This window comes from Streptomyces sp. T12, from assembly GCF_028736035.1.
In the GTDB taxonomy this organism is placed as follows: Bacteria; Actinomycetota; Actinomycetes; order Streptomycetales; family Streptomycetaceae; genus Streptomyces.
In genome coordinates this window covers 4,253,236-4,269,581 of the sequence record NZ_CP117866.1, presented here as the reverse complement: position 1 = coordinate 4,269,581, position 16,346 = coordinate 4,253,236, and the positions used below count along the sequence as shown (strand labels likewise).

The 16,346-nt window shown below is 69.7% G+C and carries 17 protein-coding genes; 8 read left to right on the top strand and 9 right to left on the bottom strand.

The genetic code is table 11. The features are described from left to right. Window positions 1-135: 135 nt before the first annotated feature. The 3 genes from galT to galK all read left to right on the top strand — a co-directional run bounded on the left by galT (window position 136) and on the right by galK (window position 3,445). Window positions 136-1,221, top strand: a complete 1,086-nt coding sequence (gene galT, locus PBV52_RS18950; RefSeq protein ID WP_274249450.1) for a galactose-1-phosphate uridylyltransferase — start codon at window positions 136-138, stop codon at window positions 1,219-1,221. Continuing rightward, complete coding sequence (gene galE / locus PBV52_RS18945; protein WP_274239648.1) at window positions 1,218-2,180, top strand: UDP-glucose 4-epimerase GalE; 963 nt, start codon at window positions 1,218-1,220, stop codon at window positions 2,178-2,180. The genes galT and galE overlap by 4 nt, the downstream gene beginning before the upstream one ends. 101 nt (window positions 2,181-2,281) lie before the next feature. Further along, window positions 2,282-3,445, top strand: coding sequence for a galactokinase (gene galK / locus PBV52_RS18940; protein ID WP_274239647.1), 1,164 nt, complete (start codon window positions 2,282-2,284; stop codon window positions 3,443-3,445). A 66-nt stretch (window positions 3,446-3,511) separates the two neighbouring features. Here galK and PBV52_RS18935 read toward each other — a convergent pair whose 3' ends face one another. After that, window positions 3,512-3,967: an N-acetyltransferase gene (locus tag PBV52_RS18935; RefSeq protein ID WP_274239646.1), complete on the bottom strand. Its 456-nt coding sequence runs from the start codon at window positions 3,965-3,967 to the stop codon at window positions 3,512-3,514. Between the two features lie 273 nt (window positions 3,968-4,240). On the opposite strand from PBV52_RS18935, the gene PBV52_RS18930 reads away from it, so the two are divergent. Continuing rightward, entirely contained in the window at window positions 4,241-5,008 is a 768-nt protein-coding gene (locus tag PBV52_RS18930) for a response regulator transcription factor (protein ID WP_274239645.1), read from the top strand. Between the two features lie 511 nt (window positions 5,009-5,519). On the opposite strand, the gene tamR is transcribed toward PBV52_RS18930, so the two are convergent. After that, the gene (gene tamR, locus PBV52_RS18915; RefSeq protein WP_059196100.1) at window positions 5,520-6,017 is read right to left on the bottom strand and encodes a MarR family transcriptional regulator TamR; all 498 of its coding nucleotides are present in this window, start codon (window positions 6,015-6,017) and stop codon (window positions 5,520-5,522) included. Window positions 6,018-6,111: 94 nt separating this feature from the next. Here tamR and PBV52_RS18910 point away from each other — a divergent pair, with 94 nt between their 5' ends. From PBV52_RS18910 to PBV52_RS18900, 3 genes are all read left to right on the top strand, one after another. Next, on the top strand, window positions 6,112-6,921 hold the full coding sequence (locus PBV52_RS18910) for a trans-aconitate 2-methyltransferase (RefSeq protein ID WP_274239641.1): 810 nt from the start codon (window positions 6,112-6,114) through the stop codon (window positions 6,919-6,921). Continuing rightward, a complete protein-coding gene (locus PBV52_RS18905; RefSeq protein ID WP_274239640.1) occupies window positions 6,921-7,289 on the top strand; it encodes a VOC family protein in 369 nt (122 codons plus the stop codon). Before PBV52_RS18910 ends, PBV52_RS18905 begins: the two co-directional genes overlap by 1 nt. Window positions 7,290-7,354: 65 nt before the next feature. After that, entirely contained in the window at window positions 7,355-7,528 is a 174-nt protein-coding gene (locus tag PBV52_RS18900) for a CsbD family protein (RefSeq protein WP_274239638.1), read from the top strand. A gap of 51 nt (window positions 7,529-7,579) precedes the next feature. Here the strand turns inward: PBV52_RS18900 and PBV52_RS18895 are convergent, their stop codons facing one another. Both PBV52_RS18895 and PBV52_RS18890 read right to left on the bottom strand, forming a co-directional pair. After that, a complete protein-coding gene (locus tag PBV52_RS18895) occupies window positions 7,580-8,257 on the bottom strand; it encodes a TetR/AcrR family transcriptional regulator (protein WP_274239636.1) in 678 nt (225 codons plus the stop codon). Beyond that, window positions 8,254-9,264 (bottom strand): fatty acid desaturase, encoded by a 1,011-nt coding sequence (locus tag PBV52_RS18890; RefSeq protein WP_274239634.1) that lies wholly within the window; start codon window positions 9,262-9,264, stop codon window positions 8,254-8,256. Before PBV52_RS18890 ends, PBV52_RS18895 begins: the two co-directional genes overlap by 4 nt. A gap of 309 nt (window positions 9,265-9,573) precedes the next feature. Here PBV52_RS18890 and ppc point away from each other — a divergent pair, with 309 nt between their 5' ends. After that, window positions 9,574-12,318, top strand: coding sequence for a phosphoenolpyruvate carboxylase (gene ppc, locus PBV52_RS18885; RefSeq protein ID WP_274239633.1), 2,745 nt, complete (start codon window positions 9,574-9,576; stop codon window positions 12,316-12,318). Window positions 12,319-12,394: 76 nt separating this feature from the next. Here the strand turns inward: ppc and PBV52_RS18880 are convergent, their stop codons facing one another. The 5 genes from PBV52_RS18880 to PBV52_RS18860 all read right to left on the bottom strand — a co-directional run bounded on the left by PBV52_RS18880 (window position 12,395) and on the right by PBV52_RS18860 (window position 16,342). Next, window positions 12,395-13,063 (bottom strand): LPXTG cell wall anchor domain-containing protein, encoded by a 669-nt coding sequence (locus tag PBV52_RS18880; RefSeq protein ID WP_274239632.1) that lies wholly within the window; start codon window positions 13,061-13,063, stop codon window positions 12,395-12,397. 137 nt (window positions 13,064-13,200) lie between these two features. Then, entirely contained in the window at window positions 13,201-13,689 is a 489-nt protein-coding gene (locus PBV52_RS18875; protein ID WP_274239631.1) for a hypothetical protein, read from the bottom strand. A 65-nt stretch (window positions 13,690-13,754) separates the two neighbouring features. Then, window positions 13,755-14,357 (bottom strand): aminoacyl-tRNA hydrolase, encoded by a 603-nt coding sequence (gene pth / locus PBV52_RS18870; RefSeq protein ID WP_274239630.1) that lies wholly within the window; start codon window positions 14,355-14,357, stop codon window positions 13,755-13,757. A gap of 189 nt (window positions 14,358-14,546) precedes the next feature. After that, the gene (locus PBV52_RS18865; protein WP_274239629.1) at window positions 14,547-15,143 is read right to left on the bottom strand and encodes a 50S ribosomal protein L25/general stress protein Ctc; all 597 of its coding nucleotides are present in this window, start codon (window positions 15,141-15,143) and stop codon (window positions 14,547-14,549) included. A gap of 218 nt (window positions 15,144-15,361) precedes the next feature. Continuing rightward, the gene (locus PBV52_RS18860; RefSeq protein ID WP_274239628.1) at window positions 15,362-16,342 is read right to left on the bottom strand and encodes a ribose-phosphate diphosphokinase; all 981 of its coding nucleotides are present in this window, start codon (window positions 16,340-16,342) and stop codon (window positions 15,362-15,364) included. Between the last annotated feature and the right edge of the window lie 4 nt (window positions 16,343-16,346).

Sequence of the window (16,346 nt, the reverse complement as noted above, 5' to 3'; positions counted from 1 at the left end):
GGAACCTACGCCCCTGTGTTCAGTAATTGAACGCGTCTGGTGATGCTCTTTGTTTGATTGTGATGTTGACGCAGGTGGTGAGTTGTGTTTCTCTATGTTTAGTTCTGTTTGATGGAGACTCGGATGGTGTCCGCCGTGAAGAAGACCTCGACCCGACTGGCCGACGGTCGTGAGCTCATCTACTACGACCTGCGCGACGACACGGTGCGGGACGCGGTCGACCGCCGTCCCCTGGACCGGACCGTCACGGCGTCCGAGGTCCGTCGCGACGCGCTGCTCGGCGACGCGGTCGCCATCGCCTCGCACCGGCAGGGGCGGACGTACCACCCGCCGGCCGACGAGTGCCCGCTGTGCCCCTCGGAGGGCGACCGGCTGAGCGAGATCCCGGACTCCTCGTACGACGTCGTCGTGTTCGAGAACCGCTTCCCCTCGCTCGCCGGCGACTCCGGGCGCTGCGAGGTCGTCTGCTTCACCTCCGACCACAACGCGTCCTTCGCCGACCTGACCGAGGAGCAGGCGCGTCTGGTCCTCGACGCGTGGACGGACCGGACCTCGGAACTGTCATCGCTGCCCTCCGTGCAGCAGGTGTTCTGCTTCGAGAACCGCGGCGCCGAGATCGGTGTCACCCTCGGCCATCCGCACGGGCAGATCTACGCCTACCCCTTCACCACCCCGCGCACCGCCCTGATGCTGCGCTCCCTCGCCGCGCACAAGGACGCCACCGGCGGGGAGAACCTCTTCGACGCCGTCCTGGAGCGTGAACTCGCCGACGAGCGGGTCGTCCTGGAGAGTGAACACTGGGTGGCCTTCGTGCCGTACGCCGCGCACTGGCCGTACGAGGTCCACCTGTACCCGAAGCGCCGCGTGCCGGATCTGCTGGCGCTGGACGAGGACGCGCGCACAGAGTTCCCCCAGGTTTATCTGGAACTCTTGAGGCGCTTCGACCGGATCTTCGGTGGGCGGGACGCGGGGGAGAGTTCCGCCGGCGAGCCCGCCACCCCGTACATCGCCGCCTGGCACCAGGCGCCGTTCGGCACGCTGGACGAGTTCGAAGGGGTCGTCCGTGAGGACTTCGCCCTCCACCTCGAGCTTTTCACCATCCGCCGCACTTCCGGCAAGCTGAAGTTCCTCGCGGGTTCCGAATCCGGCATGAGCGTGTTCATCAACGACATCCGGCCGGAGGCCGCGGCCGAGCGACTGCGAGAGGTAGCGAGTTCATGAGTGGGAAGTACCTGGTCACCGGCGGCGCCGGCTACGTGGGCAGCGTGGTCGCCCAGCATCTGCTGGAGGCGGGTGACGAGGTCGTCGTCCTCGACAACCTCTCGACCGGCTTCCGCGAGGGCGTGCCGGCCGGGGCTTCCTTCATCGAGGGCGACATCCGCGACGCCGCCAAGTGGCTGGACTCCTCCTTCGACGCGGTGCTGCACTTCGCTGCGTTCTCGCAGGTCGGCGAGTCGGTCGTGAAGCCCGAGAAGTACTGGGACAACAACGTCGGCGGCACCATGGCGCTGCTCGGCGCCATGCGCGAGGCGGGCGTGCGCAAGCTCGTCTTCTCCTCCACGGCGGCCACGTACGGCGAGCCGAAGGAGGTGCCGATCGTCGAGTCGGCGCCGACGCAGCCGACCAACCCCTACGGCGCCTCGAAGCTCGCCGTCGACCACATGATCACCGGCGAGGCGGCCGCACACGGCCTGGGCGCGGTCAGCCTGCGCTACTTCAACGTCGCGGGCGCCTACGGCGACTGCGGCGAGCGCCACGACCCCGAGTCGCACCTCATCCCGCTGGTCCTGCAGGTCGCCCAGGGCAGGCGCGACGCGATCTCCGTCTACGGCGACGACTACCCGACGCCCGACGGCACCTGCGTGCGCGACTACATCCACGTCGCCGACCTGGCCGAGGCCCACCTGCTGGCGCTCAAGGCCGCCCAGCCGGGCGAGCACCTCATCTGCAACCTCGGTAACGGCAACGGCTTCTCCGTCCGCCAGGTCGTCGAGACCGTCCGCCAGGTCACCGGGCACCCGATCCCCGAGGTCGTGGCCCCGCGCCGCGGCGGCGACCCCGCGGTCCTGGTCGCCTCCGCCGACACCGCCCGCGAGCGGCTCGGCTGGAACCCGTCCCGCGCGGACCTCGCGGGGATCGTCGCGGACGCGTGGGAGTTCGCGCAGCGCCGCGACAGTTAAGTTCTACGGCCGGTACGGACGGCTGTAAGTTCCAAGGCTGTTCGGCCGGTCAACTCACCGGCCGCTTCGGCCGGTTCAGCAGGGAAGGTCAGGGTCAGGGGATGAGCGTCGACACGGCAGCCGCGGTCGCCGAGCGGTTCAAGGAGCTGTACGGGGCCGAGCCGGAGGGAGTGTGGGCCGCGCCGGGCCGGGTCAACCTGATCGGCGAGCACACCGACTACAACGACGGCTTCGTCATGCCGTTCGCGCTGCCGCACACCGCGGTCGCGGCGGTCTCGCGGCGCGACGACGGTGTCCTGCGCCTGCACTCGGCGGACGTCGAGGGCGACGTCGTGGAACTGCGCGTCGACGACCTGGCACCCGAATCGGACAAGGCCTGGACGGCGTACCCGTCGGGCGTGATCTGGGCGCTGCGCGAGGCCGGCCACGCCGTGACCGGCGCCGACATCCACCTGGCCTCGACGGTCCCGTCGGGCGCGGGCCTGTCGTCGTCGGCGGCACTGGAGGTCGTCGTGGCGCTCGCGCTCAACGACCTGTACGACCTGGGCCAGAAGGGCTGGCAGCTGGCCCGCCTGTGCCAGCGCGCCGAGAACGTCTACGTCGGTGCCCCGGTCGGGATCATGGACCAGACGGCGTCCGCGTGCTGCGAGAGGGGCCACGCCCTGTTCCTCGACACCCGGGACCTCTCCCAGAAGCAGATCCCCTTCGACCTGGCCGCCTTGGGGCTGCGCCTGCTGGTCGTCGACACCCAGGTCAAGCACTCCCACAGCGAGGGCGAGTACGGCAAGCGGCGCGCGGGCTGCGAGAAGGGCGCGGCGCTGCTGGGCGTGGACGCGCTCAGGGATGTCGCCTACGACGACCTGGACGCGGCGCTCGATCGGCTCGGCGACGACGAGGAGGTGCGCCGCCTGGTGCGCCATGTCGTCACCGAGGACCAGCGCGTCGAGCGGGTCGTCTCCCTGCTGGAGTCGGGCGAGACGCGAGGGATCGGCCCGGTCCTGACCGAGGGCCACGCCTCCCTGCGGGACGACTTCCGGATCTCCTGCCCGGAGCTGGATCTGGTCGTCGACACCGCCCTGGCGAACGGCGCGCTGGGCTCCCGCATGACGGGCGGCGGCTTCGGCGGCTCGGCGATCGTGCTGGCGGAGGTGGCCGACGTCGAGACCATCACCAAGGCCGTCGAAGAGGCCTTCGCCTCGGCCGGGTTCACCGCCCCGCGGGTGTTCGAGGCGGTGCCGGCGGCGGGGGCGCGGCGGGTGAGCTGACCCCAGGGGTTCCCAGAGGTACGGGGCTGAGGGCGACCCTTCGGCCCCGTAGCCGTATCTCGTGGCTCACCCCAGCCGCTTGGTGAGGGTGTACTCCGTGATCCCCGGCGGATAGTCCGGGATCACGCACACCACGTCGTACCCCTGCTTCTTGTAGAACTCCGGCGCCTGGAAGTCCCACGTCTCCAGGCGTACGGCGGTGCAGCCCCGTTCGGTGCGGGCCGTGCGCTCCGCGCGTGCGAGCAGATGCGAACCGAGACCGGTGCCGCGGTGGCGTTCGTCGACCCAGAGGTAGGTGACATGGAGCCAGGTGGTCCAGGTGTGACCGACGAGCCCGCCGGCCAGGGCGCCGGAGTCGTCCAGCGCCCAGACCTGGAGCGGACGTTCGCGTTCACCTGGGGTTCCGCGCAGGGCGCGCAGGATCGGGGAGACCGCGGTGTTGGTCTCCCGCAGCCGGCGGCGGAGCAGATCCTGCCGCGATTTGTCGACTTCTGTCTCCAGACGAAACATGCGGCTCACCATAAACGCGCCGGACTACCAGTTCTGCAAATTACCTTCCGCTCCTGCCCCCCGCCCGTACTCTGATGAACGGCACCGGTGGGGGCCGGTGCTGATCAGGGGGCGAGACAAAGTCGGGTTCGACGCCCGAAGTGGGGGTAGCAGTTTCTGCACGGCGGCGGCCGTGCGGCCCATCATGCTTCGGGCGTCGTACCCGCGACCGTGTCCGTCTCCCGGTGTCGTCCTCATGACGATGGGGTATCCCCTGCTCTTCGAGAGCGTGGGGAAGGGGGTTTCGTGGTTCGCATCCGAGTGCTGGTCGTCGACGACCATCGCATCTTCGCCGAGTCGCTCGCCGCCGCCCTGGCCGCCGAGCCCGACGTCGACGTCTCGGCCGCCGGCAGCGGCCCGGCCGCGCTGCGCAGCCTGGAGCGCGCGGCCGCCGAGGGGCGCCGGTTCGATGTCCTGCTCGTCGACGCCGACCTGGGCGGCAATGTGGCGGGGATACGGCCCGCCGTGCCCGTTCAGGAGGTGGGCGAGGACGGGCTGGTCGACGGCATCTCGCTCGTCGCCGGTGTCCGCACCGCCCAGCCGGCCGTACGGATCGTCGTCCTCGCCGAGAAGGACGATCCGCGCCGGGCCGCGCTCGCCCTGCAGGCCGGGGCCTCGGGATGGGTGGCCAAGGACTGCTCGCTGTCCCGGCTGCTCACCGTCATCCGCGGTGTCCTGCGCGACGAGACCCATCTGCTGCCGGCTCTGCTCACGGGCGTCCTGCGGGAGCTGACGGCCGCGCGCAAGCACCGCACCGAGAGCGAACGGCTGGTGGAGTCGCTGACGCCGCGCGAGCGGGAAGTGCTCCGGTGCATGGTGGCGGGACTGGGGCGCAAGGCGGTCGCCGAGCGCCTGTACCTCTCCCCGCACACCGTCCGCACGCACATGCAGAACGTCCTCGGCAAACTGGGCGTCCACTCGACGCTGGCCGCGGTGGCGCTCGCGCGGCGCGCCGGGGTCGGGCCGGTCGACCTGGCCGGGGATGTTGTCGAACGGGGCGGTCAGTTGGCGTAGCGGGTGGCTGGGGGTCTGGTCGGCGCGGTTGTGGCCCTTGTTCGTGAGGCGGAGCGCTGTGCGCCGGTCGCTGGGGTCGGGGCGGCGATTCACCTGCTCCGCGGTGGCGCTCGCGCGGCGCGCCGGGGTCGGGCCGGTCGACCTGGCCGGGGATGTGGTCGAACGGGGCGGTCAGTTGGCGTAGCGGGTGGCTGGGGGTCTGGTCGGCGCGGTTGTGGCCCTTGTTCGTGAGGCGGAGCGCTGTGCGCCGGTCGCTGGGGTCGGGGCGGCGATTCACCTGCTCCGCGGTGGCGCTCGCGCGGCGCGCCGGGGTCGGGCCGGTCGACCTGGCCGGGGATGTGGTCGAACGGGGCGGTCAGTTGGCGTAGCGGGTGGCTGGGGGTCCGGTCGGCGCGGTTGTGGCCCTTGTCCGTGAGGCGGAGCGCTGTGCGCCGGTCGCTGGGGTCGGGGCGGCGATTCACCTGCTCCGCGGTGGCGCTCGCGCGGCGCGCCGGAGGGCGGGCCGGTCGACCTAGCCGGGGATGTTGTCGAACGGGGCGGTCAACTGTCGTAGCAGACCGGCCAGTTCGCCCCGCTGGGCGCGCGACAGCTCCGCGAGGATCGCGCGCTCCTGGTCCAGCAGGCCGGCCAGCGCCTGGTCCGCGCGGTCGCGGCCCTCGTCCGTGAGGCGGACGAGCACACCGCGCCGGTCACTGGGGTCGGGGAGGCGCTCGACCAGGCCCTTCTTGGCCAGGCGGTCGATGCGGTTCGTCATCGTGCCCGAGGTGACCAGGGTCTGCGTCAGCAGCTGTCCCGGGGAGAGCTGGTACGGCGTTCCCGCGCGCCTGAGCGCGGTCAGTACGTCGAACTCCCAGGGCTCCAGGCTGTGCTCGGAGAAGGCCAGCCGCCGTGCGCGGTCCAGGTGCCGGGCCAGTCTGCTCACCCGGCTGAGCACCTCGAGCGGTTCCACGTCGAGGTCCGGGCGCTCCCGGCGCCACGCTGCGACCAGCCGATCGACCTCGTCCTCCATAGAGATCAGTGTAGTGGTTGTGTCGACGTGAAGTCTCTTGACGTCAAGATACTTGCGAGGGCAGGCTGGAGATCGACAGACAGGAGGCCCGCCCATGTCCGCTGCCGCCGCCCCCACCTGGGACCCGGCCCAGTACCTGCGTCACGCCGACCACCGCGCCCGCCCCTTCACCGACCTCCTCGCCCGGGTCCCCGGCCTCCCCGGCGAGCGGCCCCGCATCGCCGACCTGGGCTGCGGCCCCGGCAACGTCACCGCCGTGCTCGCACAGCGCTGGCCCACGGCCCGGATCACCGGCTACGACAACTCCGCCGAGATGCTCGACAAGGCCCACGTCGAGCACGAAGGACCGACCCCGGGCGGCGGCCGCCTCGACTTCGCCCACGCCGACGTACGGACGTGGACGCCCGGGGAGCCGTACGACCTGATCATCAGCAATGCCACGCTGCAATGGGTCCCCGGGCACGTGGACCGGTTCGCGGACTGGGTGAGGGCCCTTGCGCCCGGCGGCACGTTCGCCTTCCAGGTCCCCGGCAACTTCGACGCCCCGAGCCACCGCCTGATGCGCGACCTCGCGCACCGCTACGGCCTCACCGACACCCTGCGCCACGAGGACGCCGTGCTCACCCCGCAGGCCTACCTCGAGCGCCTGACCGCCCTGGACTGCACGGCGGACGTGTGGGAGACGACGTACATCCATCTGCTGACCGGCGAGGACCCCGTCCTGGACTGGGTGAAGGGAACGGGCCTGCGCCCTGTCCTGACGGCCCTCGCCGACACCCCCGACCAGCGGGAAGCCTTCCTGCGCGACTACCGGGCGGCCCTGCGGCAGGCGTATCCGCCCGGCGCACACGGCACCCCCTTCCCGTTCCGCCGGATCTTCGCCGTGGCCCGCAAGGAGGCGTGATGATCACGGCCGTCGACCATGTCCAGCTCGCGGCCCCGCCCGGCTCGGAGGAGCGGCTGCGGACGTACTACGTGGGTGTCCTCGGGATGACCGAGATCCCCAAGCCGCCTGTGCTCGCCGCGCGCGGAGGCTGCTGGTTCCAGGCGGGTGGCGTGCAACTGCACCTCGGCGTGGAGGCGACCTTCCGGCCCGCGAAGAAGGCCCACCCAGGGCTGCGGGTCACCGGAATCGAGCGGTACGGCGCCCGGCTGCAGGCCCTCGGGGCCCAGGTGGAGTGGGACGAGAACCTGCCGGGGCACAGGCGGTTCTACTCGTACGACCCCGTCGGCAACCGGCTGGAGTTCCTGGAACCGGTGACCGCTGTTTGAGCACCACGGCGCAGGGTCACCCGCTGGTTGGACCACGACGTCAAGCCCTGCGAGGAGTGAGAGACGTGGCGAAGGAAGAGAAGGTCAGGGGGAAGAAGGAACAGCTCAAGGGCAAGGCCAAGGAAACGATGGGCCGCGCGGTCGGCAACGAGGGGCTGACCGCCGAGGGCAAGGCCGAAAAGAGGAAGGGCAACGCCCGCCAGACGAAGGAGAAGGGGAAGGACACCTTCAAGGGCTGAGCCGGACAGGGGCTGAGCCAGGGCCGAGAGCGCGTCGATACAGAGCGTGCGTCAGCTCTTGCGGTGCCCTATCAGCCGCGGCTTCGGCTCCAGGCCGTCCAGCCCGTGCCAGGCCAGGTTCACCAGATGGGCCGCCACCTCCGCCTTCTTCGGGCGGCGGACGTCCAGCCACCACTGGCCGGTCAGGGCGACCATCCCGACCAGGGCCTGCGCGTACAGCGGGGCCAGCTTGGGGTCGAAGCCGCGGCTCTTGAACTCGCGGCCCAGGATGTCCTCCACCTGGGTGGCGATGTCCGAGATGAGAGACGCGAAGGAACCCGTGGACTGCGGGATGGGCGAGTCACGGACCAGGATGCGGAAGCCGTCCGTGTACTCCTCGATGTAGTCCAGGAGGGCGAAGGCCGCCTGCTCGCACAGTTCCCGGGGGTGGCCGGCCGTCAGCGAGCTGGTCACCATGTCCAGCAGACGGCGCATCTCGCGGTCCACCACGACCGCGTACAGCCCCTCCTTGCCGCCGAAGTGCTCGTACACCACCGGCTTGGACACCCCGGCCTTCGCCGCGATCTCCTCCACCGACGTGCCCTCGAAGCCCTTCGCGGCGAAGAGGGTGCGACCGATCTCCAGCAACTGCTGGCGGCGCTCCGCACCGGTCATCCGGGTACGGCGCGTCCGCCGCTGCTTGTCGTTGCCGGGAGTACTGCTGGAGTCGGTCGCCACGGCGTCAATCATGCCGCCTTCACAGGCTCCTTCCGGCGCCGGGAGCCGCCTTCCTCGCTGTTCCGGCGTGAATCGATACGCGAGCGTGACGGCCAGCGCACGTCATAGGCCCAGCCGAGCATCTCGAACCAGCGGATGATGCGCGCCGAGGAGTCGATCTGCCCGCGCTCCACACCGTGCCGCGCGGAGGTCGGGTCGGCGTGGTGCAGGTTGTGCCAGGACTCGCCGCACGACAGGACCGCCAGCCACCACACGTTGCCCGAGCGGTCACGCGACCTGAACGGGCGCTTGCCCACCGCGTGACAGATCGAGTTGATCGACCAGGTGACGTGGTGCAGCAGGGCCACCCGGACCAGCGAGCCCCAGAAGAAGCCCGTGAACGCGCCCCACCAGGACATCGTCACCAGACCGCCGATCAGGGCGGGCAGGGCCAGCGACAGCACCGTCCAGGAGATGAACTGACGGGAGATCGCGCGGATCGCGTTGTCCTTGATCAGATCCGGCGCGTACTTGTCCTGCGGCGTCCGCTCCTCGTCGAACATCCAGCCGATGTGCGCCCACCACAGCCCCTTCATCAGCGCCGGGACGGTCTCCCCGTAACGCCACGGGGAGTGCGGGTCGCCCTCCGCGTCGGAGAACTTGTGGTGCTTGCGGTGGTCGGCGACCCAGCGGACCAGCGGACCCTCGACCGCCATCGAGCCCGCGATGGCGAGCGCGATGCGCAGCGGGCGCTTCGCCTTGAAGGAGCCGTGGGTGAAGTAGCGGTGGTAACCGATCGTGACGCCATGGCAGGCGAGGAAGTAGAAGAAGACCAGCAGACCGAGGTCGAGCCAGCTCACGCCCCAACCCCAGGCCAGCGGCACCGCGGCGGCGAGCGCCAGGAACGGGACGACGATGAAGAGGAGGAGCGCGAACTGCTCAAGCGACCCCTTCTTCTCGCCGCCGAGTGTGGCGGAGGGCGTAGGGGTGTCGTCGTTCGCCTTCGGGGCGTCTTCGATCACATCGGAGCTCGTGGTCATGGGCGTCCCCTGTGGGGTTTCGAGGGTTGTGGCAGGTGCCGGGGTCGCGGGATGTGTTCCCAGGTTCCGTTACAACGGTCCCTACGGTTCCGTAACCTACGGCGTCGTAAGTATGGCAGTGCGCCGACCGGCGGCAAGAGCCCGAAAGACTGCGCGTCCACATGGACACCTATCCTTGGAGTCGGTCGGACAGCGCGGTCCGCTCTGAATTCTTCCCGGATGCCAGGAGCCGTATGCGGCCCCCGCCGCGCGGCCCCCGGCCCCGGGTTCCCTCCCGGACGAGCTTCAACACTGCAAGGAGCCGCACCTGTGAGCAGTGCCGACGACCAGACCACGACGACCAGCAGCGAGCTGCGAGCCGACATCCGCCGACTGGGTGACCTGCTCGGCGAGACCCTCGTCCGCCAGGAGGGTCCCGAGCTGCTGGAGCTCGTCGAGAAGGTCCGCCGCCTCACCCGAGAGGACGGCGAGGCCGCAGCCGAGCTGCTGCGCGGCACGGAGCTGGACACCGCGGCCAAGCTGGTCCGCGCCTTCTCCACCTACTTCCACCTGGCCAACGTCACCGAGCAGGTCCACCGCGGCCGCGAGCTGCGCGCCCGGCGCGCCGCCGAGGGCGGCCTCCTCGCCCGTACGGCCGACCGCCTCAAGGACGCCGACCCCGAACACCTGCGCCAGACGATCAAGCACCTCAACGTCCGCCCCGTCTTCACGGCGCACCCCACCGAGGCCGCCCGCCGCTCCGTCCTCAACAAGCTCCGGCGCATCGCCGCGCTCCTGGAGACCCCGGTCCTCGAAGGCGACCGACGCCGGCACGACACCCGACTGGCCGAGAACATCGACCTCGTATGGCAGACGGACGAGCTCCGCGTCGTACGCCCCGAACCGGCCGACGAAGCGCGCAACGCCATCTACTACCTCGACGAACTGCACGCCGGCGCCGTCGGCGACGTCCTGGAGGACCTCACCGCCGAACTGGAGCGCGTCGGCCACAAGCTCCCCGACGACACCCGCCCGCTCACCTTCGGCACCTGGATCGGCGGCGACCGCGACGGCAACCCCAACGTCACCCCCCAGGTGACCTGGGACGTCCTCATCCTCCAGCACGAGCACGGCATCAACGACGCCCTGGAGATGATCGACGAGCTGCGCGGCTTCCTGTCGAACTCCATCCGCTACACCGGCGCCACCGAGGAGCTCCTGGACTCCCTCCAGGCCGACCTCGAAGCCCTCCCCGAGATCAGCCCCCGCTACAAGCGCCTCAACGCCGAGGAGCCCTACCGGCTCAAGGCCACCTGCATCCGGCAGAAGCTGGAGAACACCAAGCAGCGCCTCGCCAAGGGCATCCCGCACGAAGCCGGACGCGACTACCTCGGCACCAGCGAGCTGCTGCAGGACCTCACGCTGATCCAGACGTCGCTGCGCGAGCACCGGGGCGCACTGTTCGCCGACGGCCGCATGGACCGCACCATCCGCACCCTGTCCGCGTTCGGCCTCCAGCTCGCCACCATGGACGTCCGCGAACACGCCGACGCCCACCACCACGCCCTCGGCCAGCTCTTCGACCGCCTCGGCGAGGAGTCCTGGCGCTACGCCGACATGCCCCGCGACTACCGCTCCAAGCTGCTCGCCAAGGAGCTCCGCTCGCGCCGCCCCCTCGCGCCCACCCCGGCGCCCGTGGACGCGGCCGGCGAGAAGACCCTCGGCGTGTTCCAGACCGTCAAGCGGGCCCTCGCCGTCTTCGGACCCGAGGTCATCGAGTCGTACATCATCTCCATGTGCCAGGGCGCCGACGACGTGTTCGCGGCCGCCGTCCTCGCCCGCGAGGCCGGCCTCATCGACCTGCACGCCGGCTGGGCCAAGATCGGCATCGTCCCGCTCCTGGAGACCACCGACGAGCTCAAGGCCGCCGACACCATCCTGGAGGACATGCTCTCCGACCCGTCCTACCGCAGGCTCGTGGCCCTGCGCGGGGACGTCCAGGAGGTCATGCTCGGCTACTCCGACTCCTCCAAGTTCGGCGGCATCACCACCAGCCAGTGGGAGATCCACCGCGCCCAGCGCCGCCTGCGCGACGTCGCCCACCGCTACGGCGTCCGGCTGCGCCTCTTCCACGGCCGCGGCGGCACCGTCGGCCGCGGCGGCGGCCCCTCGCACGACGCGATCCTCGCCCAGCCCTGGGGCACCCTGGAAGGCGAGATCAAGGTCACCGAGCAGGGCGAGGTCATCTCCGACAAGTACCTCGTGCCCTCGCTGGCCCGCGAGAACCTGGAGCTGACCGTCGCGGCCACCCTCCAGGCCTCCGCCCTGCACACCGCCCCGCGCCAGTCCGTCGAAGCACTGGCCCGCTGGGACGCCGCCATGGACGTGGTCAGCAACGCCGCCGAGGCCGCCTACCGCAGGCTCGTCGAGGACCCCGACCTGCCCGCGTACTTCTTCGCCGCCACCCCCGTCGACCAGCTCGCCGACCTGCACCTCGGCTCCCGGCCCTCGCGCCGCCCCGACTCCGGCGCCGGGCTCGACGGACTGCGCGCCATCCCGTGGGTCTTCGGCTGGACCCAGTCACGGCAGATCGTGCCCGGCTGGTTCGGCGTCGGCTCCGGCCTGAAGGCGCTGCGCGAAGCAGGCCTGCGGCAAGAAGGGGACACCGTGCTCGACGAGATGCACGAGCAGTGGCACTTCTTCCGCAACTTCATCTCCAACGTCGAGATGACGCTCGCCAAGACCGACCTGCGGATCGCCGCGCACTACGTCGACACCCTCGTGCCGGACGAGCTCAAGCACGTCTTCGACACCATCCGCGCCGAACACGAACTCACCGTCGCCGAGGTCCTCAAGGTCACCGGCGAAAAGGAACTCCTCGACGCGGCGCCGGTCCTCAAGCAGACCTTCACCATCCGCGACGCCTACCTGGACCCCATCTCCTACCTCCAGGTCACCCTCCTCAAGCGCCAGCGCGACGCCGCGGCCGCGGGCGCCGAGCCCGACCCGCTGCTCGCACGGGCCCTGCTGCTCACCGTCAACGGCGTGGCGGCCGGCCTGCGCAACACCGGCTGAGCCCCCCCCCCGCACATGACGGTGCCCCCGTGCTTCGTACGAGCACGGGGGCACCGTTCGTTCCACAGCCCTGGCGTCAGGCCTTACGACGCCGGAACACCAGGTACCCGCCCGCGCCCAGCAGCGCCGCCGCAGCAGCCGACAGCAGACCCACCGGAGCACCGTTGCCCGTCTCGGCGAGGTCGCCCTCGGCGTCGCCCTGCGCCGACGGGGACGACGACGCGGCGGCGGCCGGCTCGGTCGTCGGGTCGCCCGGCGTCTCGGACTCGGAGCCGGACGGCGCGCTGGACGACGGAGTGGACGGCGTGGCCGTGACACCGCCGCCCGGCTCCTCGTCCTCGCAGTCCGTCCAGAACACCTTGTGCTTGGCGGCGCCGTTCTCGCCCTCGAAGTTCCAGAACAGCTTGTAGTGCCCGTCGGCCAGCGTCATGTCCTCCGTACGGCCATGACCCTCGCCGTCCAGGGTGATCGCACCGGACTTCACCGTCTCGCCCTTGACGTCGGCGGTCGGCGCCCACGCCTCGATGTGCCAGTCGACCTTCTGCACGCTGTCGAAACCGAACGCGTCCAGGTAGAACTCGCACACGTGCGGCTCGTTCTTGCGCAGCTCCTCGCCAGTGGTGGCGTCATGGATCTTGACGGTGCCGTTGTCACCCGGAGCAGTGGCGTGGGCGGCGGCCGGTGCGGAGAAAACAGCGGCCGCGGCGACGGCGGACAGAGCGCCGACGCGGGTGAGGGTACGCATGAGGCAGTCATCCATCTTCGTGAAAGGAACGGGAAGATGTGGAGGGGGCGGCTCAGCATCCAGCCCGGACTGACCCCAGGTCAATCACGAACAGACAACACTCACATCCTCCACAGACATGGAGAACGGCGGAATCGTCAGATCGTCACGAAAGTCGCCGTCAGCAACGCGATCCCCGACCCCGCCAACACCCACGCCACCCGCGTCCGCCGCAGCCCACCTGCGACGACGACCGAAGCCAGCAACAGCGCACCGCCCAACGGAACCCAGGCGTAGAGAACACCCGCGGGCCCGGACCGTACGACGTCGTCACTCCCCGGCTTCACCACGACTGTGTACGTCTGCCCCTTGCGCACCGCCACGTTCTTCTCGATGACGACCGACTCCCGCGGCTGAGACCCCGCCGAGATCGGCGTGTACGGCCCACTGCACGTGTGAGCACCACACCGCGTCACCTCGATCGTGCCGCTCTCCCGCCCCTTCGTGAGCATCACATGGTGCGCCGTGCCCCACGACGCCCACACGCCCGCGATCAGAATCAGCACCGCGACCGCGCCCATCGCCGCGAAGCGCCCGAACCGCAACACGGCCACAGCGCCCTGACTGGAAACAACGGCAGAAGGCATGGCCGCGATCCTTGGCCATGCCCCTACGCCCGGTCAACCTCAGCCCGTTGGGGCGGGCGGACAAGTCAGGAGTTGTACGTGCTTTGCGCCCGCTCCAGCCCCTCGATCACCAGACACTCCACCGCATCCGCCGCCCGGTCCACGAAGTAGTCCAGCTCCTTGCGCTCCGCCGACGCGAAATCCTTCAACACGAAGTCCGCCACCGGCATACGCCCCGGCGGCCGCCCGATCCCGAACCGCACCCGGTGATAGTCCGAACCCATCACCTTCGTCATCGACTTCAGCCCGTTGTGCCCGTTGTCACCGCCACCCAGCTTCAACCGCAGCGCGCCGTAGTCGATGTCCAACTCGTCATGGACAGCCACGATGTTGCCCACCGGCACCTTGTAGAAATCCCGCAGAGCGTTGAGAGGACCACCGGAGAGATTCATGTACGACATCGGCTTCACCAGGATCACCCGCCGGTTCAACGGCCCGGGCGGCCCGATCCGCCCCTCCACGACCTGCGCCTGAGCCTTACCCGCCCGCTTGAACTTCCCCCCGATCCGCCCGGCCAGCAGATCCGCCACCATGAACCCGACGTTGTGCCGGTTCATCGCGTACTCGGGCCCCGGATTGCCGAGGCCGGCGATCAGCCAAGGGGCGCTCGGGTCGGTCGTCACGTCCATCTCTCCTTGCTGTGCTTTTCCGGGGGATAACCCCCGGACCCCCAGCAGAAACGCCGGTCCGCCGGGATGACCGGCGCGAACATTGCTGGGCAAGCCTGAGTGATATGCGCCAGCCGCTGCCCCCATCGGGAACAGCGGCTGACAAACCGATGACAGAGCCGAGGATCACGCCTCTGCCAGAGCCGAAGATCAGGCCTCGGCGACTTCCTCGCCCTCGCCGGCCTCGCCCTCCGGGGCCTCCTCGGCCTGCGCGGACAGGACCTGCAGGACGACCGCGTCCTCGTCGACCGCCAGCGTGGTGCCCTTCGGCAGCGTGATGTCCTTGGCCAGGATCGAGGCACCGGCCTCCAGACCCTCCACGGACACGGTCACCGACTCCGGGATGTGCGTGGCCTCGGTCTCGACCGGCAGCGTGTTCAGCACGTGCTCCAGCAGGTTGCCACCGGCGGCCAGCTCGCCCTCGGTGTGCACCGGGATCTCGACCGTGACCTTCTCGCCACGCTTCACCAGCAGCAGGTCCACGTGCTCAAGGAAGCCCTTGATCGCGTCACGCTGCACGGCCTTCGGGATCGCCAGCTCGTTGGTCTTGCCGTCGATGTCCAGGGAGATCAGGACGTTCGGCGTACGCAGCGCCAGCAGCAGGTCGTGACCCGGAAGGGTCAGGTGCAGCGGGTCCGCACCGTGGCCGTACAGAACACCGGGAACCTTCGAGTCACGACGGATACGACGGGCCGCACCCTTACCGAACTCGGTACGGGTCTCGGCGGAGATCTTTACCTCGGACATGATCACTCCTCGTAGAACTGGAGACAGACGTGGTCACCCGGCCACGAACGGCCTGCTACGAAGAGCGCGTCGATAACGGACCGCCGTACGACTTCCCAAGAAGCGGTACGGCCTCCCTCGCCGAGCAACTGAAGCAGTCTACTCGGCCAGGGAGGCCGCACAGAAATTGACCTTGAGCGCCCTCCGGGCGCGGGCGGTCAAGCAGGTCCGCTACCGGCTCACTGCTCGTCGAACAGGCTCGTCACCGACCCGTCCTCGAACACCTCACGCACCGCACTCGCGATCGTCGGCGCGATCGACAGCACCGTCAGCTTGTCCAGGTCCCGGCTCAGCTCACCCGGCGTCGGCAACGTGTTCGTGAACACGAACTCGCTCACCCGGGAGTTCTTCAGCCGGTCCGCCGCCGGGCCGGACAGCACACCGTGGGTGGCCGTCACAATCACGTCCTCGGCACCGTGCGCGAACAGCGCATCGGCGGCCGCACAGATGGTCCCACCGGTGTCGATCATGTCGTCGACCAGGACACACACACGACCCTTGACCTCACCCACGACCTCGTGGACGGTCACCTGGTTCGCCACGTCCTTGTCCCGCCGCTTGTGCACGATGGCGAGCGGAGCCCCCAGACGGTCACACCAGCGATCGGCGACCCGCACCCGCCCGGCATCCGGGGAGACGACGGTCAGCTTCGCCTTGTCGACCTTGGCACCCACATAGTCCGCAAGCAGCGGAAGAGCGAAGAGATGGTCGACCGGACCATCGAAGAAGCCCTGGATCTGGTCCGTGTGCAGATCCACGGTCAGGAGGCGATCCGCACCCGCGGTCTTCATCAGATCCGCGATCAGACGCGCCGAAATCGGTTCACGCCCACGGTGCTTCTTGTCCTGCCGCGCGTAACCGTAGAACGGCACGATCACGGTGATGGAGCGAGCCGACGCACGCTTCAGCGCGTCGATCATGATCAGCTGCTCCATGATCCACTGGTTGATCGGAGCCGTGTGGCTCTGGATCACAAAGCAGTCCGCACCACGCGCCGACTCCTGATAACGGACGTAGATCTCACCGTTGGCGAAGTCGAAGGCCTTCGTCGGGACAACCCCGACCCCCAACTGCTGGGCGACCTCCTCGGCAAGCTCGGGGTGGGCGCGGCCGGAGAAGAACATCAACTTCTTCTCGCCGGTCGTCTTGATCCCGGTCACAGCA

What these genes read in the sequence shown, in the direction of transcription:
- galE (WP_274239648.1), top strand. Translation starts at nt 1,218, where the DNA reads ATGAGTGGGAAGTACCTGGTCACCGGCGGCGCCGGCTACGTGGGCAGC.
- galK (WP_274239647.1), top strand. Translation starts at nt 2,282, where the DNA reads ATGAGCGTCGACACGGCAGCCGCGGTCGCCGAGCGGTTCAAGGAGCTG.
- PBV52_RS18935 (WP_274239646.1), bottom strand. Translation starts at nt 3,967, where the DNA reads ATGGTGAGCCGCATGTTTCGTCTGGAGACAGAAGTCGACAAATCGCGG.
- tamR (WP_059196100.1), bottom strand. Translation starts at nt 6,017, where the DNA reads ATGGAGGACGAGGTCGATCGGCTGGTCGCAGCGTGGCGCCGGGAGCGC.
- PBV52_RS18910 (WP_274239641.1), top strand. Translation starts at nt 6,112, where the DNA reads ATGTCCGCTGCCGCCGCCCCCACCTGGGACCCGGCCCAGTACCTGCGT.
- PBV52_RS18905 (WP_274239640.1), top strand. Translation starts at nt 6,921, where the DNA reads ATGATCACGGCCGTCGACCATGTCCAGCTCGCGGCCCCGCCCGGCTCG.
- PBV52_RS18895 (WP_274239636.1), bottom strand. Translation starts at nt 8,257, where the DNA reads ATGATTGACGCCGTGGCGACCGACTCCAGCAGTACTCCCGGCAACGAC.
- PBV52_RS18890 (WP_274239634.1), bottom strand. Translation starts at nt 9,264, where the DNA reads ATGACCACGAGCTCCGATGTGATCGAAGACGCCCCGAAGGCGAACGAC.
- PBV52_RS18880 (WP_274239632.1), bottom strand. Translation starts at nt 13,063, where the DNA reads ATGCGTACCCTCACCCGCGTCGGCGCTCTGTCCGCCGTCGCCGCGGCC.
- PBV52_RS18875 (WP_274239631.1), bottom strand. Translation starts at nt 13,689, where the DNA reads ATGCCTTCTGCCGTTGTTTCCAGTCAGGGCGCTGTGGCCGTGTTGCGG.
- pth (WP_274239630.1), bottom strand. Translation starts at nt 14,357, where the DNA reads ATGGACGTGACGACCGACCCGAGCGCCCCTTGGCTGATCGCCGGCCTC.
- PBV52_RS18865 (WP_274239629.1), bottom strand. Translation starts at nt 15,143, where the DNA reads ATGTCCGAGGTAAAGATCTCCGCCGAGACCCGTACCGAGTTCGGTAAG.